We start from the raw sequence: 24,768 nt of genomic DNA on the forward strand, positions 1-24,768 counted from the left end.
GCCCCGACCGGCCGGGCGCGCGGGGACGCGCCCGGCTGGCCCGCACGATCACGCGTCGATCGCCTCTTCGTCCAGCCTTGCCGCGTTTTCCTGAATGAAGGCAAAGCGATGCGCCGGGTTGTTGCCCATCAGGCGGTCGACCAGATCCTTCACCCCCGCGCGCTCCTCATATTCTTGCGGCAGGGTGATGCGGATCATGCCGCGGGTCTTGGGGTCCATCGTCGTCTCGCGCAGCTGGCCCGGGTTCATCTCGCCCAGCCCCTTGAACCGCGCGACCTCGACCTTCTTGCCCTTGAACGCGGTGCGTTCCAGCTCGGCGCGATGCGCGTCGTCGCGGGCGTAGAGCGACTTGGCACCCACCGTCAGCCGGTAGAGCGGCGGCTGCGCGAGATAGAGATGCCCGCGCCGGACCAGATCCGGCATCTCCTGAAAGAAGAACGTCATCAGCAGCGTCGCGATATGCGCGCCGTCGACGTCGGCGTCGGTCATGATGACGACGCGTTCGTAGCGCAGCTGGCTCGCGTCGCAATCCTTGCGCGTGCCGCAGCCCAGCGCCTGAATCAGGTCGGCGATCTCCTGATTGGCGACGATCTTGGCGCTGGTCGCCGACGCGACGTTGAGGATCTTGCCGCGGATCGGCAGGATCGCCTGCGTCTTGCGGTCGCGCGCCTGCTTGGCGCTGCCGCCGGCCGAATCGCCCTCGACGATGAACAGCTCGGTGCCGTGGTTGCCGTCGTTGGCGCAGTCGGTCAGCTTGCCGGGCAGGCGCAGCTTGCGCGCGCTGGTCGCCGTCTTGCGCTTGACCTCGCGCTCCTGCTTGCGGCGCAGGCGCTCGTCCATCCGGTCGAGGACATAGCCGAGCAGCGCCTTGCCGCGCTCCATATTGTGGCCCAGCCAATGGTCGAAATGGTCGCGCACCGCCTTTTCGACGAGGCCGGCGGCCTCCGGGCTGGTCAGCCGGTCCTTGGTCTGGCTTTGGAATTGCGGCTCGCGGACGAAGACGCTGAGCATCAGCTCGCTGCCAACCATCACGTCGTCGGCGGTGATGTCCTTCGCCTTCTTCTGGTGGACGAGGTCGCCGAACGCGCGCAGGCCGCGGACCAACGCCTGGCGCAGGCCCTGTTCGTGGGTGCCGCCGTCGGGGGTCGGGATCGTGTTGCAATACCAGCTGTAGCTGCCGTCGCTCCACAACGGCCAGGCGACCGCCCATTCGACGCGGCCCTGTTCGTTCGGGAAATCCTGATTGCCCGCGAAGAAATCGGCGGTGGCGCATTCGCGCCCGCCGATCTGTTCGCGCAGATGGTCGGCGAGGCCGCCGGGAAACTGGAACACCGCCTCCGCCGGCGTGTCGCTGCCCTCGACCAGTGCGGGCGCGCAATGCCAGCGGATCTCGACGCCCGCGAACAGATAGGCCTTCGACCGGGCGAGCTGGTAGAGCCGCTTGGGCTTGAAGGCGAGTTCGGGGCCGAAGATCTCGGTATCAGGCGTGAAGGCGACCGAGGTGCCGCGCCGGTTGGGCGCCGCGCCGACATGTTCGAGCGGCCCCTGCGTCAGCCCGCGGCTGAAGCGCTGGCGATACAGTTGCCGGTCGCGCGCGACCTCGACCAGCGTATCCGACGACAGCGCGTTGACCACCGACACGCCGACGCCGTGCAGGCCGCCGCTGGTCGCATAGGCCTTGCCCGCGAACTTGCCGCCCGAATGCAGCGTCGACAGGATCACCTCGAGCGCGCTCTTGTCGGGGAACTTGGGGTGCGGGTCGACCGGGATGCCGCGGCCGTTGTCGGTGATGGTCAGCCGGTTGCCCGGTTCCAGCGTCACCTCGATCCGCGTCGCATGGCCCGCGACCGCCTCGTCCATCGCATTGTCGAGCACTTCGGCGGCGAGATGGTGGAGCGCGCGCTCGTCGGTGCCGCCGACATACATGCCGGGACGGCGACGGACGGGCTCCAGTCCTTCCAGCACCTCGATCGACGAGGCGTCATAGGCATTGGCGGGCGCCGCGGAGGACGCGAACAGATCTTGGGCCATTGCGCGGAACCATAAGGGAACATCGCGGGGGATACCAGCACCCGCCGGGGCGCCATGTTGCTGGCTGATGTCTCAACCGGTGCAATAATGCCACAGTATCAGCATTTTACCAGTATTGATGCATATTATGACGGCGACGCACGTTCCTCGACCGACTGCAACGACCCCTCGGGAGACACCATGCGTACCACATTGCTGCTCGGCACGATCGCCGCCGCCACCTTCGCCACCGCCGCGCAGGCGCAGGACATGACGACCGATCCCGCCCCGTTCAGCGGCATCTACGTGGGCGCATCTGGCGGCTATGACGTGCAGCCCAACGACGTCGGCTCGTCGATCCTGTTTGATCGCGGCTCGAACGGCAGCTTCGGCGACACGGTGACGACCGCCGCGGGCGCCAACGCCTTCTCGCCCGGTTTCTGCAACGGCCGCGCGGTCGGCGCGACGCCGCTGCCGGGCAGCTGCCGCAACGACAAGGACGGCTGGTCCTATTACGGCCGCATCGGCATGGATTCGCAGTCGGGCAACATCGTGATCGGTGCGCTGGGCGAATTCGGCAAGACCGAGATCAACGACAGCGTCAGCGGCTTTTCGACCACGCCGGCGAACTACGTCATGACGCGCGACGTCAAGTGGGAAGCCAGCATCCGCGGCCGCATCGGCTATGCGCCGGGCACGACGCTGTTCTACGGCACCTTCGGTCCCGGCTATGCCAATATCGACCGCACCTTCACCTCGACCAACACCGCCAACGCCTTCGCGCAGACCGGCAAGCGCAAGCAGTTCGGCATCGTCGGCGGCGGCGGCATCGAACAGAAGCTCGGCCGCAACTTCTCGGTCGGCATGGAATATACCTACCACCAGTATCAGGACGACGATGCCCGCGTCCGCGTGTCGCAGGGCACGGCACCGGCGAACAACCCGTTCATCCTGCCGGCCGGCGGCGCGACGACAGACTTCCGCCGCTCGGACGACAAGTTCCGCTGGCATTCGCTGCGCGCCACGGCGGCGTTCCGCTTCTGAGGCGCCGGGCGGCCTGCGCCATCCTGGCGCAGGACTCGCCCAAGCCCGGCCAGCGTCGCGCCAGCTACGTCTGACGACGCGGCTTCGCCGCGGCGGGCCCGAAACAGAGAAGGGCCGGTGTTCCGCAAAGGAACGCCGGCCCTTTCTCGTTCCTCCCGCACCGGACAGGAACCGAAAAAGGCCGCCTCCCTCGCGGGAAGCGGCCCTCTTCAAAACCCGGTCATGGGCAAAGCCCATGACGTCGGACGCGGCTTGTGGCCGCGCCGGCCGGGCGGCCCTGTGCGGGCGCTGGGCCTTGCTCAGCGCACCCGCGGGCCGCCGAACGGCGGCGGCGGCGGCGGGCGGCGATCGCGACGGGGCAGCTGCGCCTGATAGGCATGGCCGCAATGCGCGACGCAATAGGGGAAACCGGGGTTCACCTTGTCGCCGCAGAAGTGGAAATCGGGCTCGCCCGGATGGCCGAGCGGCCATTTGCAGATGCGGTCGTTGAGGTCGAGCAGCGTCGTCTTGCCGGCGATCTCGGGCGACGGCTTGGCCGGGACCAGCCGGCGCGGCGGCGCGGGCGTGGCGGGCGGCTGCTGCTCGCCGGGCGACTGGCGGACGAAGCCGCCGGGGCCGACCGAGCGCAGGATCGGCTGCGGCTCGCGCACCGGCGCAGGGGCCGCGACGACCTCGTCCGCGTCCTCGTCCTCGTCGTCATCCGCGTCGGCGGCGACCACCGGTTCCGGCGCGGGCGCCGGGCGCGGCGGTGCGGGCGGAGGCGGCGGTGGCGCGGCGACGACGGGGGCTGGCACAGGAGCGGCCTCCGCCTCGAACGGTGCGGGGGCCGGCGCGACCGCGGCAGGCTCGTTCGGCTTCACCGGAGACGGGCGCGACTGCAGGCCAAGGCGGTGCGCCTTGCCGATCACCGCGTTGCGGCTGACGCCACCCAGCGCCTCGGCGATCTGGCTCGCGGTCTGGCCCGCCTCCCACATCGTCTTGAGCGTGTCGATCCGCTCGTCGGTCCAGGACATTCGTGTTTCCTTACTCTCGCGCCGGGTTGCGGGCGACTGCGGCTGCGGTTACCCGCTTGTCCCATGAGCAGCCAGCCCCCAATCGGCGAAATCCAATCGGCGATCCGGTCCGCACCCGGCGTGCCGGTCATCCGGAACGTGAACTGGGGCGGCCTGAAGACCCTCTATGTGAAGGAGGTGCGCCGGTTCTTCAAGGTCCACCTCCAGACCGTGTGGGCGCCGGCGATCACGACCCTGCTGTTTCTGATCGTCTTCACCATCGCGACCGGCGCGAAAAGCCCGGTCCATGTCGGCGGGATCACGGTCCCCTTCGCTGATTTCATCGCCCCCGGCCTCATCATCAGCCAGGGGATGATGGGCCCCGCCTTCGCCAACGCGAGCTTCTCGCTGCTCGTCGGCAAGATCCAGGGGACGATCGTCGATTACCTGCAACCCCCTCTGTCGACGGCGGAACTGCTCGCCGCGCTGGTCGGCGGCGCGATGACGCGGGCGTTCATCGTCGGCTTCATCTGCTGGTGCGCGATGGCGCTCTACCCCGGCGTCCACGTCACGCCGGTGCACCCGCTCGCGATCCTGTGGTTCGGCTTCCTCGGCGCCGCCTTCCTCGCCTTCCTCGGCGTGCTCACCTCGATCTGGGCGGAGAAGTTCGACCATGCCGCCGCGGTCACCAATTTCGTGATCGCGCCGCTGTCGCTGCTGTCCGGCACCTTCTATTCGGTCGACCGGCTCGCCCCTGCCTTCCGGGCGTTCAGCCACGCCAATCCGTTCTTCTACATCATCTCGGGGTTCCGCTACGGCTTCCTCGGCACCGCCGATTCGCCGGTCGCCGTGGGCGGTATCGCGATCCTCGCGGTGGATATCGCGCTGGGGGTTGCATGCTACGTGCTGTTGCGAAACGGCTGGAAGCTCAAGAACTGATCGCGGCCCTCGCGCTGGCCCTCGCGCTCGCGGTGCTGGCACCGGTTGCCGCCGTCGCGCAGACGCCGCCGGCGGCGACCGCGGCCGATCCCGCCGTCCGCGCCCGTGCGGACGCGCTGGTGCAGGTGCTCGCCGGCCGGCCCGGCTACGACACGCTGTTCGCCGCTGCCTTCAAACAGGCGGTGCCGGCGGCCCGCTTCGCCGCGCTGACGCAGCAGCTGCGCACCGCGCTCGGCGAACCGCGGCGGATCGAACGGTTCGAACCGCTCGGCCGCTGGGCGGCGACGATCGTCATCGGCTACGATCGCGGCACGGCGACCGGCCGCCTGACGCTCGACCCCGCCGCACCGCATGCGATCAGCGGCCTGCTCATCACCGGCACCGCCCCGCGCGGCGACACCGTCGCGAGGGTGCAGGCGGCGGTCGCCGCGCTGCCGGGCACGGCGCAGATCGGCGTCTACGCGCTCGACGGCGCCACCCCGACGCCGGTGTTCGAGACGAAGGGCGACACCCGCACCCCGCTCGGCTCCGCGTTCAAATTGTGGGTGCTGGCGGAGGCGGCGCGGCAGGTCGCGGCGGGCACGCTGCGCTGGGATCAGGTGGTGCCGGTCGGCCCGCCGTCGCTACCCTCGGGCCTGTTGCAGGGCTGGCCGGCGGGATCGCCGGTGACCGTGCAGACGCTGGCGACGCTGATGATCTCGATCAGCGACAACACCGCCACCGATACGCTGCTGACGTTGCTCGGCCGCGACCGGGTCGATGCCACCGCCGCGGCCTATGGCGCGCGCGGCCCGGTGCTGACCACGCGCGAGGCGTTCGTCGTCAAGAGCGACCCCGCGCTGATCGCCGCCTGGGCGAAGGGCGACGCGACGCAGCGGCGCGCGCTGCTGACCGCGCAGGCGACACGGATCGCGGGCGCGACGCTCGATCCGATGATGTTCTCCGCCGGTCCGCTCGCCAACGATTCGGTCGAATGGTTCGCCGCCCCGCGCGACATGGCGCGACTGATGGCGTCGCTGAAGGACGCCGGGCCGGTGGTGCGCGGCATCCTCGCGGTCAACCACGGCGTCGATCCGGCCAGCGTCGCGCGATTCGCCTATGTCGGGTTCAAGGGCGGGTCGGAGCCGGGCGTGATCGCGCTCAACCTGCTCGCGCAGGCGAAGACCGGACGCTGGTATGCGGTCGGCGCCAGCTGGCACCGGCCCGATGCCGCGGTCGACGAGGCGACGTTCCTGCCGCTGGTCACCCGCGCGCTGATGCTGGTCGCGGAATGACAGCGCCCGTCAGGGGCGCCATTCGTCCCTGAGCAGGCCGAAGATCAGCGAATCGCGCACGCCGATGTGCGTCTCCCATTCGCCGCGCAGCCGCCCCTCCAGCGTGAAGCCGAGCCGTCGCAGCAGGCGGATCGACCCCGCATTGTCGGGATCGCTGTCGGCGAAGAGGCGCCGCGCGCCATCGGCGAACAGATGCGCGATCACCGCCGACACCGCCTCGCGGGCGATGCCGCACCCCCAGGTCTCGCGCGCGAACAGATAGCCGATCTCGCCCACGCCCGCCCGCCGCCACCCGACCGAGACGAAGCCGATGGCGCGATCCTCGCCCGTGCGCGTCACCGCCCAGGCGCACGGCCCGCCCGCGAACCAGGCGCGCAAGGCATCGACCGAATCGAACGGCGCGCACGACCACCAGCGCATCGCGTCCGCATCCGCCATCGTCGCGAACAGCGCGCCCGCATCGTCCGGTACCCGCTGCCGAAGCGTCAGCCGCGCCGTCGCCAGCGTCGGCAGGTCGGTCACGCGGTCAGCGCATCGACCAGCGCGCGCACCTTGGCCTGTCGCCATTGCGGCAGGGGCGCGACCAGCCAATAGCCAAAGCGCGACGGCTGCGCCTCGCCGATCGCCACCACCTTGCCCGCCGCGATCGCGCGCGCGGCGAGCAGTTCCGGCACCGTCGCGCGGCCCAGACCCGCGACTGCGGCGTCGATCGCCAATCCGGCATCGGCGACCCGCACCAGCGGACTGGCGTCGCCGGCGGGCGCGCCCGGCCAGCCGATCACCGTATCGCCGGCGTGCGGCGCGGCGATCGTCACCATCCCTTCCGATTCGAGCGCCTCGCCCTCATGCTCGCCCGGCCCCTCGCCCCAGCGGATCGCAAGGTCGAGATTGGCTTCGGTGAAATCGATCGCGTCATCGGCCGACAGCAGCACGAAGCGCAGCTCGGCATCCGCCTGCGCGACCTCGGCGAGGCGCGGCATCAGCCATTTCTCGGTCAGGTCGCGCGGTGCGGCGATGGTCAGCGACTTGGACGATTGCCCCGCCTGCATCGCCCGCACCGCTTCCTCGAATTGCAGGAAGCCGTCGCGCAGCGCGCCGAGCCCCGCCTCTGCCTCCGGCGTCAGCTCCAGCCCGCGCGTGGTGCGGCGGAACAGGACGACGCCCAGCGTATCCTCCAGCGCGCGGATCTGCTGGCCGACCGCGGCCGGGGTCACCGCCAGCTCGTCCGCGGCGCGGGTGAAGCTCAGGTGCCGCGCCGCCGCGTCGAGGACGCGCAGGCCGTTGAGCGGCAGGTGCGTGCGCTTCACGATTCGACCGCCGGGGCGTGGAGCGCGAACCGGGGGATGGCGACGTCGAACGCCGCGCCATCCTCGCCGATCAGCCGATAACTGCCCTGCATCGCGCCCTCCGGGGTCTGCAGCGGGCAGCCCGAGACGTAATCGAAGCTGCCGCCCGGCGCGATCAGCGGCTGTTCGCCGACGACGCCCTCGCCCTCCACCGAATGGCGCGCGCCGCGGCCGTCGGTGATGATCCAGTGCCGGGTCAGCAGCTGGACGGTGCGGTCCGATTCGTTCTCGATCCGGATATGATAGGCCCAGAACCAGCGCCCGCGCCGCGGCTCCGACTGTTCGGGCAGATAGCTCACCGCCACGCGCACCGTCACCCCGTCGGTGGTTTCGGCGTGCGGGAAGAATTCCTTCACGACCCTCTCCTCACAGGCCGACCTGCCGCAGCGCCTGGTCGAGATCGTCGATCACGTCCTGCGGGTCCTCGAGGCCGACGTTGAGGCGCAGCATGCCCTCGCTGATCCCCATCTCGATCCGTTTGTCCTCGGCGACGCCGGCATGCGTGGTCGAGGCGGGATGCGTCATCAGCGAGCGCGAATCGCCGATGTTGTTGCTGATGTCGACCAGCGCCAGCGCGTCGAGCAGGCCGTGCGCCTGCGCGCGGTCGGCGACCTCGAAGGCGAAGATCGGGCCGGTCGCGACCATCTGGCTCATCGCCAGATCGTGCTGCGGGTGGCTGGCGAGGCCGGGGTGGAGGATCTTGGGCACGCGCCCTTCCAGGAAACGGCCCACCTTCAGCGCATTCTCCGACTGGCGCATGATGCGCAGGTCGAGCGTCTCCAGCCCCTTCAGCACCACCCAGGCGTTGAACGGCGACAGCGTCGGGCCGGTGTTGCGGGTGAAGGGCAGCAGCGTGTTGGTGATGAAATCCTCGCTGCCGCACACCGCGCCGGCGAGCACGCGGCCCTGCCCGTCCATCATCTTGGTCGCGCTATAGGCGGTGACGTCCGCGCCGAGGTCGAGCGGCCGCTGCAGCGCCGGGGTCGCGAAGGCATTGTCGACCACGCTGGTGATGCCGCGTTCGCGCGCGATGGCGCAGACCGCGCGCAGGTCGACCACGTCCATCGTCGGATTGGCGGGCGTTTCGAAGAAGAAGACCTTGGTCTCCGGCCGCACCGCGTCGAGGAACTGCTGCGGGTCGCGCGCGTCGACGATCGTCGTCGCGATGCCGAATTTGGGCAGCAGCGTGTCGGTCAGCCAGCGGCACGATCCGAACGCCGCGCGCCCGCCGACGAGGTGATCGCCCGCCTGCAACTGGCACAATAGCACCGCGGTCATCGCCGCCATGCCGCTCGCCATCGTCCGGCACGCCTCCGCGCCCTCCAGCAGCGCGATCCGCTTCTCCAGCATCTCGACCGTCGGATTCTGCAGGCGGGAATAGGTCATCCCCTCCTGCTCGCCCGCGAACCGTGCCGCCGCGTCCGACGCCTTGTCGTAGGTATAGCCGGAGGTGAGGAACAGCGCCTCGCTGGTCTCGCCATATTCGCTGCGCGCGGTGCCGCCGCGGACCGCGAGCGTCGCGGGCCGCCATTGCGAGGTGATCGAGGGGTCCTGGCCTGCCTTGCGCTTCATGCCACGCGCTTTGCCGGACGCGGACGGGGGGTGCAAGGGCGCTTGCCATTCCAGCCGATCCGCTCGACACCGTCGGCCGTGCGCGCGTTCCTGTCCCGTCCCCTGCCCGCTGCGGTCTGCCTCGGCCTGCTTGCGCAACTGCTGTTCTGCTGGCGGCTGACGACGCCGCACATCCTCGTGTTCGACGAGGTGCATTACGTCCCCGCCGCGCGGATGCTGCGCGATCTCGCCGGACCGGTGAACGTCGAGCATCCTCTGGTCGGCAAGACGTTGATCGCGCTCGGCATGATCCTGTTCGGCGACGGCCCGCTCGGCTGGCGGGCGCTGTCCACGACCGCCGCCAGCGCGGTCGTCATGGGCGTCTTCGCGATCCTGTGGCTGTTGTTCGGCCGGGTGCGCACCGCCAGCGTCGGCGCGGTGGTCACCGCGCTGAACTTCACCGTCTTCGTCCAGGCGCGGATCGCGATGCTCGACGGCTTCATGGCAGCGTTCATCGTCATCGGCCTCACCGCCTTGCTATGGGCGATGCGCGCTCGGGGTGCCGCGGTGTGGCGGCGCTGGCTGCTCGGCGGCGTGCTGCTGGGCCTTGCGATCGGCACCAAATGGACCGCCTTGCCCTATCTGGGCTTCGCCGGCCTCGCCTATCTCGTCGCGCGCCGGCGGAAGCCCGACCTGTGGCCCGGCCTGCACCCGGTCGTCGCGCTGGCGCTGCTCGGGACGACGGCGGGGATCGTCTATCTGGCGACCTTCTGGCCCGCCTTTCTCTATGCCGACCAGCCGCTGACGCTGGCGCGGCTGCTGCCCTTCCAGATCGACATGTACCGCCAGCAGACGCAGGTGCTGCCGCCGCACACCTATCAGTCGCCATGGTGGACGTGGCCGTTCGACTGGCGGCCGATCTGGTATCTGTACGAGCCCGCCGACGGCGCGCAGCGCGGCGTGCTGATGCTCGGCAATCCGGCGGTGATGTGGGGCGGGCTGCTCGCGGTGCTCGCCTGCCTCGCCGCCTGGGCACGCGACGGCAATGCGAAGGCGGGCGGCGTCGCGCTGCTGTGGCTGGCCAGCGTCGCGATGTGGGCAATCATCCCCAAATCGCTCGGCTTCTTCTATTATTACTATCCATCAAGCATCTGGCTGGGGATCGGAATCGCGGCGATGTTCGACCATTGGCGCGTGCGGCTGCGCTATTGGGACGAGGGCTTCCTCGCGCTGACCGCGGTGATGTTCATCCACTTCCACCCGATCCTCAGTGCCGCCGCGCTGCGCGGCCCGACCGCGTTCCGCCACTGGACGTGGTTCGATTCTTGGATCTGACGGCCGGCCGACGTCCTAGTATCTCGTGGCGCAGCGATGCTAGGCATCGCGCCGACACTGCAGCCGGACGGGTTCATGGGCGGACATCATCATCACGGCCACGGCCATGCGCATGGACATGGCCACGGCCACGGCCACGCGCACGCGCATGCCCCGGCATCGTTCGACCGCGCCTTCGCGATCGGGATCGGGCTCAACATCGCCTATGTCGTCGCGGAAGCGGGCGCGGGGATGTGGACGGGGTCGATCGCGCTGCTCGCGGACGCCGGCCACAACCTCTCCGACGTGCTCGGCCTCGCCGTCGCCTGGGGCGGGGCGGCGCTGGCACGCAGCGCGCCAACCAAGCGCTTCACCTACGGGCTGAAGGGATCGACGATCCTCGCCGCGTTCGCCAACGCGCTGTTCCTGCTCGTCGCGCTCGGCGCGATCGTGATGGAGGCGGTGCAACGCCTCGACGATCCGCCCGTCCTCGCCGGCCTCACCGTCTCGGTCGTCGCCGGCATCGGCATCGCGGTCAACGCCGTCACCGCCTGGCTGTTCGCGCGCGGGCGCAAGGGCGACATCAACATCCGCGGCGCCTATCTGCACATGGTCAGCGACGCGGCGGTATCGGCCGGCGTCGTCGTGGCGGGCCTCGCGATCTGGGCGACCGGAATCGGCTGGATCGATCCGCTGGTCAGCCTCGTCATCGCCGCGCTGATCCTGTGGCAGACCTGGGGCCTGCTGCGCGAGACGGTGGAGATGAGCCTCGCCGCGGTGCCGCGGGCGATCGACTATGACGCGGTCACCGCCGCGCTAATCGCGCTGCCGGGTGTCGCGCGGGTCCACGACCTCCACATCTGGCCGATGTCGACCACCGAACCCGTGCTGACTGCGCATTTGGTCATCCCCGCCGGCCATCCCGGCGACGGCTTCCTCGCCACCGCGCGCGCGATGCTGCACGACCGGTTCGGCATCGGCCACGCGACGTTGCAGATCGAGACGGGCGGCGACTGCGAAAGCTGTTGAGGCGGGGCACGCGCCCCGTCAATAGGCGCGCGCGACCGCGAACTCGACCGCCTCGATCATCGCGTCCTTCGCCTTGCCGTTGGCGAAGCCGCCGATCGCGTCGATCGCGCGCTGGCCATAGTGGCGAGCGCGGGCGAGCGTGTCGTCCACGGAACGGGTGCGCCGCACCAGATCGATCGCCTGCGCGAAATCCTCGTCGGAGGCGCGCCGCCCCTCGATCGCGTCCTTCCAGAACTTGCGCTGTTCGGCATCGCCGCGCGCATAGGCCAGGATCACCGGCAGCGTCATCTTGCCTTCGCGGAAGTCGTCGCCGGCATCCTTGCCCATCGTGCCGGCGTCGGAGACATAGTCGATCGCATCGTCGACCAGCTGGAACGCGATGCCGAGGTTGCGGCCATAGGCGTCGAGCGCCGCCTCCTCGCCCTCGCTGCGCTCCGCCACCACCGCGGCGATGCGGCAGGCGGCGGCGAACAGCGCCGCGGTCTTGGCGTTGATGATGTCGAGGTAGCGATCCTCGCCCAGGTCGATGCGCCGCGCCGCGGTCAGCTGGTTGACCTCGCCCTCCGCGATCACGGCGGAGGCGTTCGACAGGATCTTGAGCACCTTGAGGCTGCCGTCCTCGACCATCAGTTCGAAGCTGCGGCTGAACAGGAAATCGCCGACCAGCACGCTGGCGGGGTTGCCCCAGATGATGTTGGCGGTGCGCTTGCCGCGGCGCAGGTCGCTGCCGTCGACGACGTCGTCGTGGAGCAATGTCGCGGTGTGGATGAACTCGACCGAGGCGGCCAGCCGGTGGTGGCGCGTGCCGGTATAGCCGATCAGCCGCGCGCTCGCGAGCGTCAGCATCGGCCGCATCCGCTTGCCGCCGCCCGCGATCAGATGCCCCGCCAGTTCGGGGATCAGCGGAATCTGCGACTGCATCCGGTCCAGAATCACCGTGTTGACGGCATTCATGTCGCCCGCGACGAGCTGGAGCATCGGCTCCAGCGAGGGCGCGCGGTTGTCGAGGCGGTGGATGGTGGCGGTCATCTCGCCCCGCGCTCTGGCCTCTTGCCCGTGCGAACGCAAGCCTTGCTCGCAGCCGCAACACACCCCATGGGGAAGGAAAATCGGGCGACGAAGGAGCGCGACATGAGCGACGACGTGCTGCAAGGGTATCGCAAGAGCATTGACAATATCGATGCGGCGCTCGTCCACCTGCTCGCCGAGCGGTTCAAGGTGACGCAGGCGGTCGGGCGGCACAAGGCGACGTCGGGCCTGCCCGCTGCCGATCCGGGCCGCGAGGAACGCCAGATCGCACGCCTGCGCCACATGGCCGAAGAGGCGGAGCTCGACCCCGAATTCAGCGAAAAGTTCCTGCGCTTCATCATCGACGAGGTGATCCGCCACCACGAACGGCTGCGCGGCTGACCGCCGCGCTCTCCCCGATTAGCATGATCGCCGCCTTGCTCCTTGCCGCCGCCGCCCCCCTTGCAGACCCGCATGCGGCGATCCTCGGCACGTGGCACAATCCGAAGAACAGCGTCGCGGTGCGGACCGGCCGCTGCGGCGAGAAGCTGTGCGGCTGGGTGATCCGCGCGACCGACAAGGCACAGGCCGACGTCGCGACGAAAGGGTATCCGCCGCTGCTCGGTACCGCGCTGCTGCGCGAATACAAGGCGAGCGGCAGGGGGCGCTGGTCGGGGCAGATCTACGTTCCCGACATGGGCCGGGCGTTCGGATCGACGGTGACGATGGTCGATGCCGACACGCTGAACGTAAAGGGCTGCCTGATCGGCGGCTTCATCTGCAAATCGCAGATCTGGCGGCGCGACTGATGGCCGGCGCGTTCATCGCGGTCGAAGGCGTCGACGGATCGGGCAAGAGCGGCGTCGTCCGCCACCTGATCGCGGCGTTGCAGGCGCGGGGTCATGACGTGCTCGGCACCCGCGAACCCGGCGGCACGCCGCAGGGCGAGGCGCTGCGCGGCCTGCTGCTGTCGGGCGCGGACGACGCCTGGGATCCGCGCGCCGAACTGTTGCTGATGACCGCCGCGCGCGTCCAGCATGTCGCCCGCGTCGTCCTGCCCGCGGTGACGGCGGGGCGGATCGTCGTGTCGGATCGCTACGCCGGATCGACGCTCGCCTATCAGGGCGCAGGCCGCGGCATGGCCGAGGGGCTGATCCGCGACCTGCACGCGAGCATGGTCGACGACGTCTGGCCCGACCTGACGCTGGTGCTCGACCTCGATCCCGCGATCGGCCTCGCCCGCAGCCGCAGCCGGCTGGCGGCCGACGCGATCGACGAGGGCCGGTTCGAAAGCCTCGACCTCCCCTTCCACCAGCGCATCCGCGCGGCGTTCCTCGCACAGGCGGCCGCGGCACCCGACCGGCACGCGTTGGTCGACGCGAGCGGCACGCCGGATGCGGTGCAGACGGCGGCACTGGTGGCGGTCGAAGCATTCCTTCGCCCGTGATTGCCGGAAACGCGGGAAACCTTTCCCGACAGTTGCGCAAATAGACCGCTTTGCGCCGATATTGATGGACGAGGTGCTTGGACCTAGCCTCGCGTCATGCACGTCATCATGGCCCCATCGAACCTCGGATTTCGCCCGCTGCGCCCCAACCATGAGCCTGGCACATGGCGCGCGCCTGAGGCTCTGCTCGAAGCGGGGCTGCTCAAGGCGATCGGTGTACCGCCCGCGACGAGTTTGCCGCGCCCGATCTACTCGCCGGAGCCCCAGGCTGGAACCCGCATACGCAATGGTCGAACCATGCGGGACTTCAATCTCATGCTGGCCGAGACTGTCCGCGATGTGCGGCGTAGGGGCGAGTTCGCCCTCGTCATCGGTGGCGATTGCTCGATCCTCATGGGGGCGCTCGCCGGCGCGCAAGAGGAGGGGCCGATCGCTCTGATCCACATCGATGGCCACAGCGATTTTCGGCATGCGGGGAACTACGACTTCAAACGGAATCTCGGTGCTGCGGCGGGGATGGACCTTGCCCTGGTGACGGGGCGTGGTGAGCCGCTGGGAACCGAATGGCCTGGTATCAAAGGGTCGCTTGTCGCGGATACGGACGTGATCCAACTCGGGGAACGCGAAAGCCGAGACCCGGACTTCGCGTGGCCCGACGTGCGGCATACAGCCATCGATACGATCGATGTGTTCGAGGCGACCGCTATCGGAGCGGAAGGCGTTGCTGCCCGCATCGCCACCATGCTTGCCGCCAAGCCGGATCAAGGTTTCTGGATTCATCTCGACGTGGACGTGTTGGACGAATCCATCATGCCTGCGGTCGACTGCCCCGGCAGTCCCGGCATACCGCCGGAAGACTTGGTTGCGATCCTGCGTCCGCTGGTCGCGAATGAACGATGCCGGGGCATGACCGTGACGGTATTCGACCCGGACCTTGATCCTGATGGCAAGTACGCTGCCACGATCGTGTCGCTGATGGCGGACCTGGCTTTCCCGGCACCTGCGCCGGTCGATCCGATCGCGTAAGCCCTGGCCAAGCGTTCCCGAGCGGGAACCATGACAGGAATCCGACCGCGCCGATCACGCTGACGCATATCTGCGGGTTTCGCTTTTCCGAAACTGCCGATCTCTATGGAAAACCGGCAGCTACCGCCCCTACTTCCCCGTCCACGCCCCCGGCCGCTTCTCGACGAAGGCGGCCATGCCCTCCGTCTGGTCCGCGGTGCCGAACAGACTGTGGAACAGCCGCCGTTCGAACTGGACGCCCTGCGCCAGCGTCGTCTCGAACGCCGCGCTGACCATTTCCTTGTTCGCCAGCACGGCGAGCGGCGCCATCGCGGCGATCGTCGCGGCGGTCTTCACCGCCTCCTCGACCAGATCCACCGCCGGGACGACGCGACTGACGAGGCCGGCGCGCTCCGCCTCGGCGGCGTCCATCATCCGGCCGGTCAGGCACATCTCCATCGCCTTGGCCTTGCCGACCGCACGGGCGAGTCGCTGCGAGCCGCCCATGCCGGGGCTGACCGCCAGCTTGATCTCGGGCTGGCCGAACTTCGCGGTGTCGGCGGCGAGGATGAAGTCGCACATCATCGCCAGCTCGCAGCCGCCGCCCAGCGCATAGCCGGCGACCGCGGCGATGATCGGCTTGCGCGTCTGCGTCAGCCGTTCGTAGCCGCTGAAATGGTTGCGGCCGTACATCGCGGCGAAGTCCATCGCCTGCATTTCCTTGATGTCCGCGCCCGCCGCGAACGCCTTGACGCTGCCGGTCAGCACAGCGCAGCCCTGCCCCTCGTCGGCATCGAATGCGGCGAGCGCCGCCAGCAGGTCGGCGAGCACCTGCGCGTTGAGCGCGTTGAGCGATTCGGGCCGGTTGAGCGTGATGAGCGTCACCCGCTCGCGCCGTTCGACGAGGATGGTCTGGTAGTCGGACATGAAGGTTCTCCTCAGGCGGGCGTCCACGCTTCCGCCTCGGGCAGCGGTGCGAAGATCTGGTCGATGACGTGATCGGTAACGGCGTCGGGCGTGGCGGGCTGCCAGCGCGGCGCATTGTCCTTGTCGACGATCACAGCGCGCACGCCCTCGAGGAAATCGTGGCGCTGCACGACTCGGCTCGCAACGGCATATTCCTGCACCATCTCGTCGGCGAAGCTCTGCATCAGATGGCCGTCGTAGAGCAGGCGCAGCGACACCTTCATCGCCTGCGGCGACTTGCTGCGCAGCACCGCGAGTTGCTCGTCGGCAAAGGCGCCATCGTCCGCCTCGAGCGCGGCGAAGACCTCCTCCAGCGTGTCGGACGCGAACAGACGGTCGATGGCAGCACGATGCTCCAGCAGCGTCGCGGGCGGCGGCGCGATCGCCAGCCGGTCGAGAATCGCCTCGATCGCATAGGGGTCGGCGACGATCGCGGCCTTCGCCTCGTCCAGCGCGGCGGCGGGCAGGTAATGCGTCGCCAGCCCCAGCGCATGCGCCTCCGCCCCGTCCAGCCGGTGCCCGGTCAGCGCCAGGAACTGCCCGACCCGCCCGGGCAGGCGCGACAGGAACCAGCCGCCGCCGACGTCGGGGAACAGGCCGATGCCGGTTTCGGGCATGGCGAAGCGCGTATGCTCGGTCGCGACGCGCCAGCGGCACGGCAGCGCGATGCCGACGCCGCCGCCCATCGTCACCCCGTCCATGAACGCGACCGTCGGCTTGGCATAGGCGAACAGGCGATGGTTGAGCCGGTATTCGGTATGGAAGAACGCGCGTGCCGCCGCGCCGTCGCCGGCGCCGCTTTCACTGAGCATGCGAATGTCGCCGCCCGCGCAGAACCCGCGGCCTTCGTCATGGTCGAGCATCACCGCCGCGACGCCCGCATCGGTGCGCCACGCCTCCAGCGCGATCAGCATCCCCTCGCACATCGACAGGTTGAGTGCGTGGAGCGCTTTGGGCCGGTTCAGGCGCAGCCGCCCGACGGCGCCTTCGGTCGTGGTCAGCAGGTCATGGCTCATGCGTTTCGCCTTTGACCCGCAGCAGGCCCCGCGTCCATACCGAACCGACGAAAAGCGGCACCGGATGTTTGACACCTATCCGGCGAACGCTCATTCCGGCGACCATGTCCTCCATCCCTCCTGCGCCTGCGTCCCCGCCCGCACCCTCGCTCGCCGGCGGTGGCGCATGCGGTGCGCTGATCCGCGCATATGACTGGAATCGCACGCCACTTGGCCCGATCCATAGCTGGTCGCCGGCGCTGCGCACGACGGTCAGCAACATCGTCAATTCGCCCGTGCCCAAAGTGCTGATGTGGGGGCCGGACCACATCATGATCTATAATGACGGCTATGCCGATATCGCCGGCGCCCGGCACCCAGAGGCGCTGGGCGGGACGGTGTCTGCGGTCTGGCCAGAGGTCTGGGACTGGAACCGGGCGATTCTGGCGCGCGGATTCGCCGGAGAGGTCGTCAGCTATCGCGACCAGCCGATGGTGCTGAACCGTGGCGGCACGCCGCAGCAACTGTTCCTCGACCTGTTCTACACGCCGGTCCATCTCGACGACGGCAGCGTCGGCGGCGTGATGTGCACCGTGATCGACAACACCGCGCGCATCGGTGCCGAGATCGCGGTCGCCGCCAGTGCCGCCGAACTGCGCGCGATCACCGACGCGCTGCCGGTGCTGATCTCCTATGTCGATGCGGATCAGGTCTATCGCTTCGCTAACAGCTATTATCTCGACTGGTTCGGCCTGACGCCGGAACAGGTCACCGGACGCCATCTGCGCGACGTGCTCGGCGAGGAGATCTATATCGAACGCCTGCCGCTGATCGAACGGGCGCTGGCAGGCGAGGCGATCCGGTCGGAAGGGCGCATGTCGCATCGCGACGGCGGCTTCCGCCGCGCAGACATCCGCTATCTGCCGCGCGCCGATGCCGATGGCACGATCCTCGGCTTCCACGTCCTCGTCACCGATATCGAGGAGCGCGCGCAGCGCGAGGCGGCGGTGCGGGTCAGCAACGACCGGTTCCGCGCCGCGATGGAGGCGGTGCACGGCGTGCTGTGGACCAACACCGCCGACGGCCGGATGCTCGGCGAGCAGCCGGGCTGGAGCGCGCTAACCGGGCAGGACGAAGCGGCCTACAGCGGCTATGGCTGGGCGGGCGCCGTCCACCCCGACGATGCCGATGCGACGGTCGCAGCCTGGAATGCCGCGGTCGCTGCGCGGTCGGTGTTCGTGTTCGAGCATCGCGTCCGCCGTCACGACGGTGCATGGCGCAACTGCCTGATCTGCGCGCTGCCGATCAAGGATGCGACGGGCGCGATTCTCGAATGGGTCGGCGTCCACACCGACATCACCGAGCAACGCGCCGCCGAACAGACGCTGCGCGACCAGGCCGAGCACCTGCAACGCCAGGTCCGCCACCGCGAGCGCGCCGAGGAACAGCTGCGCCAGCTCAACGACAATCTCGAGGCGCGCGTCATCGCCGAGATCGGCGAACGCCGCCAGGCCGAGGCGGCGCTGGCGCAGGCGCAGAAGATGGAGACGATCGGCAAACTCACCGGCGGCGTCGCGCACGACTTCAACAACCTCCTCCAGGTCGTCTCCGGCAACCTCCAGCTGCTGGCGAAGGATATCGCCGGCAACGACCGCGCCGAACGTCGCGTCGCCAATGCGATGGCGGGCGTGTCGCGCGGCTCGAAGCTGGCCGCGCAGCTGCTCGCCTTCGGCCGGCGGCAAGCGCTGGAGCCTAAGGTCGTCAACGTCACCCGCTTCGTACAGGGCATGGACGACATGCTGCGCCGCGCGATCGGCGAGGGGATCGAGGTCGAGACGATCTTCGGTGGCGGCCTGTGGAACTGCTTCATCGATCCGGTGCAGATCGAGAATGCGTTGCTCAACCTTGCGATCAATGCCCGCGATGCGATGAACGGCACCGGCAAGCTGACGATCGAACTCGGCAACACGCATCTCGACGACGCCTATGCGCGCCGCCACGAAGAGGTCGAGGCCGGGCAATATGTCATGCTCGCGGTCAGCGACACCGGCAGCGGGATGGCGCCAGATATCATCGCCAAGGTGTTCGAACCCTTCTTCTCGACGAAGTCGGAGGGCAAGGGTTCGGGCCTCGGCCTGTCGATGGTCTATGGCTTCGTCAAACAGTCCGGCGGCCACGTGAAGATCTATTCCGAGGTCGGCGAGGGCACCACGATCAAACTCTACCTGCCGCGCAGCCGCGAGGCGGAGGACGTCGAGGTGATCGTCGACAGCGGCGCGATCGAGGGCGGCACCGAGACGGTGCTGGTGGTCGAGGACGACGACGAGGTTCGCGCGACCGTGGTCGAAATGCTCGGCGACCTCGGCTATCGCGTGCTCAAGGCGATCGATGCGCAAAGCGCACTCAATGTCATCGAAAGCGGCATCCCGATCGACATGCTGTTCACCGACGTGGTGATGCCCGGCACGCTGAAGAGCCCCGAACTCGCGCGCAAGGCCAAGGAACGCCTGCCCGACCTCGCGGTGCTGTTCACCAGCGGCTATACCGAGAATTCGATCGTTCATGGCGGACGGCTGGATGCGGGCGTCGAGCTGCTGTCCAAGCCTTATACTCGCGAGGCGCTGGCCCGGAAATTCCGACACGTCCTCGCCAACCAGCGCCAGCGCAACGCCGGCCTCGCCGCGCGTCAGCTGACCAGCGCACCGGTCGCACTGCGCCCGGCAGCGGGCGCGAAGGGGCAGATCACGGTGCTGCTGGTCGAGGACGACGCGGTGATCCGCGCCACCACCGCCGAATTGTTGCAGGCGAGCGGCTTCGTCGTGGTCGATGCCGCCAGCGCCGAGGATGCGATGACCGCCTTGCAGACGGTGCCGATCGATGTGTTGGTCACCGACGTCAATTTGCCCGGCGCGTCGGGGCCGGAGTTCGCGGTCAAGGCGCGCGAGTTGCGGCCGGACGTGGGGATCGTCTTCGCCACCGGCGACACCGCCGCGGTGCCGGCTGGGACCGGCGCGGTGTTGCTCGCCAAGCCTTACGGCACGGAGGCGCTACAGGCCGCGATCGCCGCGGCGCTGCCGGGCGGGGCGGTGAAGGAAAGGCGGCTGGAACGCGAAAGCTAATTTCCTCTCCGCGCCGGGGAGGATCTGACGGCATCCCGTTCAGTCGTACGCCGCGGCCCACATCAGCGCGGCGATCTGTTCCTCGGACACAGTTTCGACGTTCGCGACGCCGTCCGCGATCGCCGCGCGTGCCACCACCAGCGCGATCCGCACTGCCACGTCGCGCAAGGCCTCGATCGGCGGCAGCAGCGTCTCGCCCGCCCCACCCATGTCGCCGAGCGCCCGCGCCGCCGACATGAACATGCCGTCGGTGACCCGGGTCGCGCCGACCGCGAGCGAGCCGAGGCCGACGCCGGGGAAGATGTAGACGTTGTTCACCTGGGTGACCCCGGCCACGCCAAAGGGGCTGCCGGTGCCGACCAGCGCCCGGCCATCGGTCCACGCCAGCACGTCCGCGGGATGCGCCTCCGCGCGCGACACCGGGTTGGACAGGGGAAAGATCACCGGCCGCGCACAGCCCGCGGTCATCGCCCGCACCACCGCCTCGGTGAACGCCCCCGCCTGCCCGGATGCGCCGATCAGCACCGTCGGGCGTACCGCATCGACGGTTTCCAACAGGCCGATCCCGCCGTCCGCGTCGCGCGCCCAGCCGGCGACCTCGGCCCGATTCCGCGCCAGCCGCACCTGCGGCAGGGTCAGCTTCGGCATATCGGACAAGATCAGCCCGTCGCGATCGACCGCCCAGATCCGCGCCCGTGCCGACTCGTCGTCCAGCCCCTCGGCGCGCAACGCCTGCACCAGCAGTTCGGCAACGCCGCTGCCCGCCGCACCCGCGCCGAACAGCACGATCCGCTGCGCGGTCAGCGACGCGCCGGTGCGCCGGATCGCAGACAGCAAGGTGCCGACCGCGGTCGCCGCCGTCCCCTGGATATCGTCGTTGAAGCTTAGGAGGCGGTTGCGGTAGTGGGCGAGCAAGTTGTGCGCATTATATCCAGCGAAATCCTCCCATTGCAGGAGCACGCCCGGCCAGCGTTCCGCCACCGCAGCGACGAACGTCTCGACGAAGACGTCATAATCGTCGCCGCGGATGCGCGGATTGCGCCAGCCGACGTAGAGCGGATCGTCGCGCAGGGCGGCATTGTCGGTGCCGACGTCGAGCAGGATCGGCAGCACCTCGGCAGGATGGATGCCCGCACAGGCCGTGTAGAGCGCCAGCTTGCCGATCGGGATGCCCATGCCCCCTGCCCCCTGGTCGCCGAGGCCGAGGATGCGTTCGCCGTCGCTGACCACGATCACCCTGACCCGGTCCAGCGCCGGGTCGGCGAGGATGTCGGCGATGCGTTCGCGATTGGGATAGCTGAGGAACAGGCCGCGCGGCTTGCGCCAGATCTCGCTGAACCGCTCGCACCCCGCGCCCACCGTCGGCGTATAGACCAGCGGCAGCATCCGCGGCAGGTCGGCCTGCACGAGGGCATGGAACAATATCTCGTTCGAATCCTGCAATTCGCGCAGGAAGGCATAGCGATGGAAGTCGTCCGCCATTCCGTCGAGCACCCGCCGGCGCCGCGCGATCTGGCTTTCCAGCGTCCCGACATGCGGGGGCAGCAGCCCGTGCAGGCCGAGCCGGTCGCGCTCGGCTTCGGTAAAGGCGGTCCCCTTGTTGGTCAGCGGATCGGACAGCAGCGCGCGCGCGGCGGCATGGAAGGCGGGGGGCATATCGGAAACCCTTAGAAGCGGAAGCTGAGCCAGCCGGCGAGGAAGTCGGAGCTTTTGAACCCGGCCCTGGTCAGCGAGGGGCCGGCGGCGAGATGTTCGTAGCGGCCGGTGAAGGACAGGCGCGGCGTGATCGACCAGATCGCCTGCAACCGCGCGACGTCGCCGATCTTGGCATCGCGGATCAGCTGCGTTCCCGCGAACGGCTGGCCATTGGCGCGATAGACCGCGTCGGTGGTGCTGTCGCGCCACGTCAGCTGATATTCGGCGGTGACGCGCACCGACCGGAACGGCGACACCGTGAGGTTGGGGGCGACCGCGATCAGGTTCGACGGAGTCAGGAACAGCCCGTAGCTGTAATAGATGTTGTTCCCGAACGGCGCATAGGCGTCGCGCAGCTTGCCGTCGCCATAGCCGCCGCCGCCGCTGGCATAATCGACGTGGAAGCCGACCCGCGGCGCGGTCTTCGCCTTGCCGATGCGCCAGGTCTGGGCGAGGAACACCTGCCAGGCGTCGATGTCCTGATCGATGTAGGTGCCGTATTGGTGGTTGACCGTCCAGTCGATCGTCAGCGGCCCGGCATCACCCCAGGCATGGACGCCGGCGAAATAGCGCGTCGCCGGCCCGATCCGCCCGCCCCAGGCGCCGACCGTGTTGCGCCGCCGCCAGAAGAAGGGATCGACGTACAGCTTCGAGCCGCCGAACCAGCCGGTCGGTGCGGCGAAGCCCAGGGTCACGCCAGAAAAGCGGCGCGCCGGATCGCTGACGTCGTCGTCGGTGCCGAGGTCGCCATATTGCGTCGGCTTGAGATCGAACAGGTCGGCGCGCACGCGGCTGCCGCGCGCCCAGGCGCGGACGCCGTTCAGCGTGTAGCGGATCGTGTTGTTGTCACGCTGCGACACCAGCAGGTTCGGGCCGTCGGTGAATTCCTGCCGGCCGTAGCGCACGCCGACGGCGACGCCCTCGATCTCTGCATTGCCCTCGACGAACGCCTGTTGCAGCACCAGATCGTTGCGCAACGTCGCCGCGGGCGCGCCGAGCTCGACTCCGGAGATGCCGCCATGCGCGATCTCGGCAAAGGCCCGGACGTGCGGGCCGACGTGCAGATCGGCGCCGCCGACGATGCGGTTGATGTCCTGCCGCTGCGCCCGGACCTCGCGCAGATTGGGATTGGTGGTGTGGTTGACCCGCAGGCGCAGCTCGCCCGACAGCGTCAGATAGACGTCGCCGTCCCCGTCGAGCGGCAGGAACTTCAGCCGGTCGAGAACGTCGTCGCGCTTCGCCGGATCGCGCATCACCCGCCAATCCTCCGCCCAGCGCGACAGGTTGAAGCCGTTGGTCGTCGCGCCGTTGCCCGCCGCCGCGGAGGGATAGGAGGTGACGGTCGGCATGGCGGGATTGCGGGTCTGGCCGCTCTCGGTCGGCGCGACACTGGTCTGCGCCTGCACAGCGGTGGCGAGGGTGAGCAGCGCGGTGGCGCCGAGGGCGCGAGCGAAATAGGACATGGGTTTGATCCTTCTGGCCGCCCTCACCCTGTCGCGGCTTTGCCGCTCCCTCCGTCTCCCGGCGGGAGAGGGAAGAGGTCGCGCAGCGACCGATCGGGTGAGGGTGCGCGCGGTTATTCGGCGGGAACGGCGTCGGCGGGGAGCTGGTCGACGCGCAGGGCCTGTCCACGCAGGGCCGCGTCCAGCTGCCCGCTATCCAGCGCGCCTTCCCAGCGGGAGACGACGATGGTGGCGACCGCATTGCCGATGAAGTTGGTCAGGCTGCGGCATTCGCTCATGAAGCGGTCGACGCCGAGGATCAGCGCCATGCCCGCGACCGGCACGCTCGGCACGATCGACAGCGTCGCGGCGAGGGTGATGAAGCCCGCGCCGGTGACGCCCGCCGCGCCCTTTGACGACAGCATCGCGACCGACAGCAGCAGCAATTGCTGGCCGAGCGTCAGGTCGACGTTGCACGCCTGCGCGATGAACAGCGCCGCCAGCGTCATGTAGATGTTGGTGCCGTCGAGGTTGAACGAATAGCCGGTCGGCACGACGAGGCCGACGATCGACTTGGGGCAGCCGGCGCGCTCCATCTTCTCGATCAGCGCGGGCAGCGCGCTTTCCGACGACGAGGTGCCGAGGACGAGCAGCAGCTCGGCCTTGAGATACGCGATCAGCCGCAGGATCGAGAAGCCGCACAGCCAGCTGACCGTGCCGAGCACCACCAGCACGAACAGCAGCGAGGTGAAGTAGAAGGTGCCGACCAGCATCGCGAGATTGGCGAGCGTGCCGACGCCATATTTGCCGATGGTGAAGGCCATCGCGCCGAACGCACCGATCGGTGCCGCCTTCATGACGATGCTGACCACCTTGAAGAAGGCGAGCGACACGTCCTCCAGCACGCTCAGCACCCGGGTGCCGCGATCGCCGATCAGCGCCAGCGCGATGCCGAACAGGATCGAGACGAACAGCACCTGCAGGATGTTGCCCTGCGTCAGCGACGACAGGAACGTGTCGGGGATGATCCCGGTCAGGAAGCCGGTGATCGTGCTGTCATGCGCCTTTTCGGCGAATTCGGCGACCTTGCTGGTGTCGAGCGTGGCCGGATCGATGTTCAGCCCCGCGCCCGGCCGCACCACATTGGCGACGATCAGGCCGACGATCAGCGCCAGCGTCGAGAAGAACAGGAAATAGACGAACGCCTTGCCGGCGACGCGCCCGACCGCGCCGAGATCGCGCATGCCGGCGATGCCGGTGACGATGGTGAGGAAGATGACCGGGGCGATCACCATTTTGACCAGCTTGATGAAGGCATCGCCGAGCGGCTTCAGCGCCTCGCCGGTGGCGGGCGCGAAATGGCCGAGCAACACGCCCGCGACGATCGCGATCAGCACCTGAAAATAGAGCTGCGCATACCACGGCTTGGCCGCCGGCGGCGTAACGGGTGCTTGCGCGATGCTGATGGTCATGGGCAGCCTTTCATCCTCTATGGCGACGCGGGCGGGCTCTTGTCGGCCGTGAGCGTCACCGGACCATGCCGCGCGGACCAAAGCCCCGGCAACGGCCGGATGAACATTTAATTATCGTCT

General features: G+C 69.0%; 22 protein-coding genes. 10 read left to right on the top strand and 12 right to left on the bottom strand.

The window, feature by feature from the left end; genetic code table 11:
• Positions 1-48: 48 nt before the first annotated feature.
• Complete coding sequence (parE, locus tag B2515_RS11120) at positions 49-2,031, bottom strand: DNA topoisomerase IV subunit B (protein WP_293876277.1); 1,983 nt, start codon at positions 2,029-2,031, stop codon at positions 49-51.
• Positions 2,032-2,211: 180 nt separating this feature from the next.
• On the opposite strand from parE, the gene B2515_RS11125 reads away from it, so the two are divergent.
• The gene (locus tag B2515_RS11125; RefSeq protein ID WP_293876278.1) at positions 2,212-3,054 is read left to right on the top strand and encodes an outer membrane protein; all 843 of its coding nucleotides are present in this window, start codon (positions 2,212-2,214) and stop codon (positions 3,052-3,054) included.
• 299 nt (positions 3,055-3,353) lie between these two features.
• Here B2515_RS11125 and B2515_RS11130 read toward each other — a convergent pair whose 3' ends face one another.
• The gene (locus B2515_RS11130; RefSeq protein ID WP_293876279.1) at positions 3,354-4,067 is read right to left on the bottom strand and encodes a GcrA family cell cycle regulator; all 714 of its coding nucleotides are present in this window, start codon (positions 4,065-4,067) and stop codon (positions 3,354-3,356) included.
• 63 nt (positions 4,068-4,130) lie between these two features.
• On the opposite strand from B2515_RS11130, the gene B2515_RS11135 reads away from it, so the two are divergent.
• Together B2515_RS11135 and B2515_RS11140 are read left to right on the top strand one after the other, a co-directional pair.
• Positions 4,131-4,985, top strand: a complete 855-nt coding sequence (locus B2515_RS11135; RefSeq protein ID WP_293876280.1) for an ABC transporter permease — start codon at positions 4,131-4,133, stop codon at positions 4,983-4,985.
• Positions 4,943-6,259, top strand: coding sequence for a serine hydrolase (locus B2515_RS11140; RefSeq protein WP_293876281.1), 1,317 nt, complete (start codon positions 4,943-4,945; stop codon positions 6,257-6,259). The genes B2515_RS11135 and B2515_RS11140 overlap by 43 nt, the downstream gene beginning before the upstream one ends.
• A 9-nt stretch (positions 6,260-6,268) precedes the next feature.
• Here B2515_RS11140 and B2515_RS11145 read toward each other — a convergent pair whose 3' ends face one another.
• Genes B2515_RS11145 through B2515_RS11160 form a run of 4 tightly spaced genes read right to left on the bottom strand, consistent with a single transcriptional unit; the run spans position 6,269 to position 9,177 of the window.
• Entirely contained in the window at positions 6,269-6,781 is a 513-nt protein-coding gene (locus B2515_RS11145) for a GNAT family N-acetyltransferase (protein WP_293876282.1), read from the bottom strand.
• The gene (locus B2515_RS11150) at positions 6,778-7,566 is read right to left on the bottom strand and encodes a LysR family transcriptional regulator (RefSeq protein WP_293876283.1); all 789 of its coding nucleotides are present in this window, start codon (positions 7,564-7,566) and stop codon (positions 6,778-6,780) included. The genes B2515_RS11145 and B2515_RS11150 overlap by 4 nt, the downstream gene beginning before the upstream one ends.
• Positions 7,563-7,961 (bottom strand): Co2+/Mg2+ efflux protein ApaG, encoded by a 399-nt coding sequence (gene apaG, locus B2515_RS11155; protein WP_293876284.1) that lies wholly within the window; start codon positions 7,959-7,961, stop codon positions 7,563-7,565. Before apaG ends, B2515_RS11150 begins: the two co-directional genes overlap by 4 nt.
• Before the next feature lie 10 nt (positions 7,962-7,971).
• Positions 7,972-9,177 carry a trans-sulfuration enzyme family protein gene (locus tag B2515_RS11160; RefSeq protein ID WP_293876285.1) on the bottom strand — a complete coding sequence of 402 codons (1,206 nt, stop codon included), beginning with the start codon at positions 9,175-9,177 and terminating at the stop codon, positions 7,972-7,974.
• Positions 9,178-9,255: 78 nt separating this feature from the next.
• Between B2515_RS11160 and B2515_RS11165 the strand changes: the two genes are divergently transcribed.
• Positions 9,256-10,491 (top strand): phospholipid carrier-dependent glycosyltransferase, encoded by a 1,236-nt coding sequence (locus tag B2515_RS11165; protein WP_293876286.1) that lies wholly within the window; start codon positions 9,256-9,258, stop codon positions 10,489-10,491.
• A 75-nt stretch (positions 10,492-10,566) separates the two neighbouring features.
• The gene (locus B2515_RS11170) at positions 10,567-11,499 is read left to right on the top strand and encodes a cation diffusion facilitator family transporter (RefSeq protein ID WP_293876287.1); all 933 of its coding nucleotides are present in this window, start codon (positions 10,567-10,569) and stop codon (positions 11,497-11,499) included.
• Positions 11,500-11,517: 18 nt separating this feature from the next.
• Here B2515_RS11170 and B2515_RS11175 read toward each other — a convergent pair whose 3' ends face one another.
• A complete protein-coding gene (locus B2515_RS11175; RefSeq protein WP_293876288.1) occupies positions 11,518-12,528 on the bottom strand; it encodes a polyprenyl synthetase family protein in 1,011 nt (336 codons plus the stop codon).
• Between the two features lie 102 nt (positions 12,529-12,630).
• Between B2515_RS11175 and B2515_RS11180 the strand changes: the two genes are divergently transcribed.
• The 4 genes from B2515_RS11180 (at position 12,631) to B2515_RS11195 (ending at position 14,980) form a co-directional block, all read left to right on the top strand.
• The gene (locus tag B2515_RS11180; RefSeq protein ID WP_293876289.1) at positions 12,631-12,909 is read left to right on the top strand and encodes a chorismate mutase; all 279 of its coding nucleotides are present in this window, start codon (positions 12,631-12,633) and stop codon (positions 12,907-12,909) included.
• 23 nt (positions 12,910-12,932) lie between these two features.
• A complete protein-coding gene (locus B2515_RS11185; RefSeq protein ID WP_293876290.1) occupies positions 12,933-13,316 on the top strand; it encodes a DUF2147 domain-containing protein in 384 nt (127 codons plus the stop codon).
• Positions 13,316-13,954, top strand: coding sequence for a dTMP kinase (gene tmk, locus B2515_RS11190; RefSeq protein ID WP_293876291.1), 639 nt, complete (start codon positions 13,316-13,318; stop codon positions 13,952-13,954). The genes B2515_RS11185 and tmk overlap by 1 nt, the downstream gene beginning before the upstream one ends.
• Positions 13,955-14,050: 96 nt before the next feature.
• On the top strand, positions 14,051-14,980 hold the full coding sequence (locus B2515_RS11195) for an arginase family protein (RefSeq protein WP_293876292.1): 930 nt from the start codon (positions 14,051-14,053) through the stop codon (positions 14,978-14,980).
• 129 nt (positions 14,981-15,109) lie between these two features.
• On the opposite strand, the gene B2515_RS11200 is transcribed toward B2515_RS11195, so the two are convergent.
• Together B2515_RS11200 and B2515_RS11205 are read right to left on the bottom strand one after the other, a co-directional pair.
• Entirely contained in the window at positions 15,110-15,886 is a 777-nt protein-coding gene (locus tag B2515_RS11200; protein WP_293876293.1) for an enoyl-CoA hydratase, read from the bottom strand.
• 11 nt (positions 15,887-15,897) lie between these two features.
• Entirely contained in the window at positions 15,898-16,941 is a 1,044-nt protein-coding gene (locus B2515_RS11205; RefSeq protein WP_293876294.1) for an enoyl-CoA hydratase/isomerase family protein, read from the bottom strand.
• Between the two features lie 104 nt (positions 16,942-17,045).
• On the opposite strand from B2515_RS11205, the gene B2515_RS11210 reads away from it, so the two are divergent.
• Positions 17,046-20,039, top strand: coding sequence for a hybrid sensor histidine kinase/response regulator (locus B2515_RS11210; RefSeq protein ID WP_293876295.1), 2,994 nt, complete (start codon positions 17,046-17,048; stop codon positions 20,037-20,039).
• 39 nt (positions 20,040-20,078) lie between these two features.
• Here the strand turns inward: B2515_RS11210 and B2515_RS11215 are convergent, their stop codons facing one another.
• From B2515_RS11215 to B2515_RS11225, 3 genes are all read right to left on the bottom strand, one after another.
• Positions 20,079-21,695: an NAD-dependent malic enzyme gene (locus tag B2515_RS11215; RefSeq protein WP_293876296.1), complete on the bottom strand. Its 1,617-nt coding sequence runs from the start codon at positions 21,693-21,695 to the stop codon at positions 20,079-20,081.
• An 11-nt stretch (positions 21,696-21,706) separates the two neighbouring features.
• Positions 21,707-23,197 carry an alginate export family protein gene (locus B2515_RS11220; RefSeq protein ID WP_293876297.1) on the bottom strand — a complete coding sequence of 497 codons (1,491 nt, stop codon included), beginning with the start codon at positions 23,195-23,197 and terminating at the stop codon, positions 21,707-21,709.
• Positions 23,198-23,310: 113 nt separating this feature from the next.
• Positions 23,311-24,648, bottom strand: a complete 1,338-nt coding sequence (locus B2515_RS11225; protein WP_293876298.1) for a dicarboxylate/amino acid:cation symporter — start codon at positions 24,646-24,648, stop codon at positions 23,311-23,313.
• Positions 24,649-24,768 lie beyond the last annotated feature (120 nt).

The sequence above is a fragment of the Sphingomonas sp. UBA978 genome, from assembly GCF_002292295.1.
Classification (GTDB): Bacteria; Pseudomonadota; Alphaproteobacteria; order Sphingomonadales; family Sphingomonadaceae; genus Sphingomonas.

Coding starts and splice junctions, on each gene's coding strand:
- parE (WP_293876277.1), bottom strand. CDS start 2,031: ATGGCCCAAGATCTGTTCGCGTCCTCCGCGGCGCCCGCCAATGCCTAT.
- B2515_RS11175 (WP_293876288.1), bottom strand. CDS start 12,528: ATGACCGCCACCATCCACCGCCTCGACAACCGCGCGCCCTCGCTGGAG.
- tmk (WP_293876291.1), top strand. CDS start 13,316: ATGGCCGGCGCGTTCATCGCGGTCGAAGGCGTCGACGGATCGGGCAAG.
- B2515_RS11195 (WP_293876292.1), top strand. CDS start 14,051: ATGCACGTCATCATGGCCCCATCGAACCTCGGATTTCGCCCGCTGCGC.
- B2515_RS11220 (WP_293876297.1), bottom strand. CDS start 23,197: ATGTCCTATTTCGCTCGCGCCCTCGGCGCCACCGCGCTGCTCACCCTC.
- B2515_RS11180 (WP_293876289.1), top strand. CDS start 12,631: ATGAGCGACGACGTGCTGCAAGGGTATCGCAAGAGCATTGACAATATC.
- B2515_RS11125 (WP_293876278.1), top strand. CDS start 2,212: ATGCGTACCACATTGCTGCTCGGCACGATCGCCGCCGCCACCTTCGCC.
- B2515_RS11140 (WP_293876281.1), top strand. CDS start 4,943: ATGCTACGTGCTGTTGCGAAACGGCTGGAAGCTCAAGAACTGATCGCG.
- B2515_RS11205 (WP_293876294.1), bottom strand. CDS start 16,941: ATGAGCCATGACCTGCTGACCACGACCGAAGGCGCCGTCGGGCGGCTG.
- B2515_RS11200 (WP_293876293.1), bottom strand. CDS start 15,886: ATGTCCGACTACCAGACCATCCTCGTCGAACGGCGCGAGCGGGTGACG.
- B2515_RS11170 (WP_293876287.1), top strand. CDS start 10,567: ATGGGCGGACATCATCATCACGGCCACGGCCATGCGCATGGACATGGC.
- B2515_RS11215 (WP_293876296.1), bottom strand. CDS start 21,695: ATGCCCCCCGCCTTCCATGCCGCCGCGCGCGCGCTGCTGTCCGATCCG.
- B2515_RS11135 (WP_293876280.1), top strand. CDS start 4,131: ATGAGCAGCCAGCCCCCAATCGGCGAAATCCAATCGGCGATCCGGTCC.
- B2515_RS11225 (WP_293876298.1), bottom strand. CDS start 24,648: ATGACCATCAGCATCGCGCAAGCACCCGTTACGCCGCCGGCGGCCAAG.
- B2515_RS11130 (WP_293876279.1), bottom strand. CDS start 4,067: ATGTCCTGGACCGACGAGCGGATCGACACGCTCAAGACGATGTGGGAG.
- B2515_RS11185 (WP_293876290.1), top strand. CDS start 12,933: ATGATCGCCGCCTTGCTCCTTGCCGCCGCCGCCCCCCTTGCAGACCCG.
- B2515_RS11160 (WP_293876285.1), bottom strand. CDS start 9,177: ATGAAGCGCAAGGCAGGCCAGGACCCCTCGATCACCTCGCAATGGCGG.
- B2515_RS11210 (WP_293876295.1), top strand. CDS start 17,046: ATGTCCTCCATCCCTCCTGCGCCTGCGTCCCCGCCCGCACCCTCGCTC.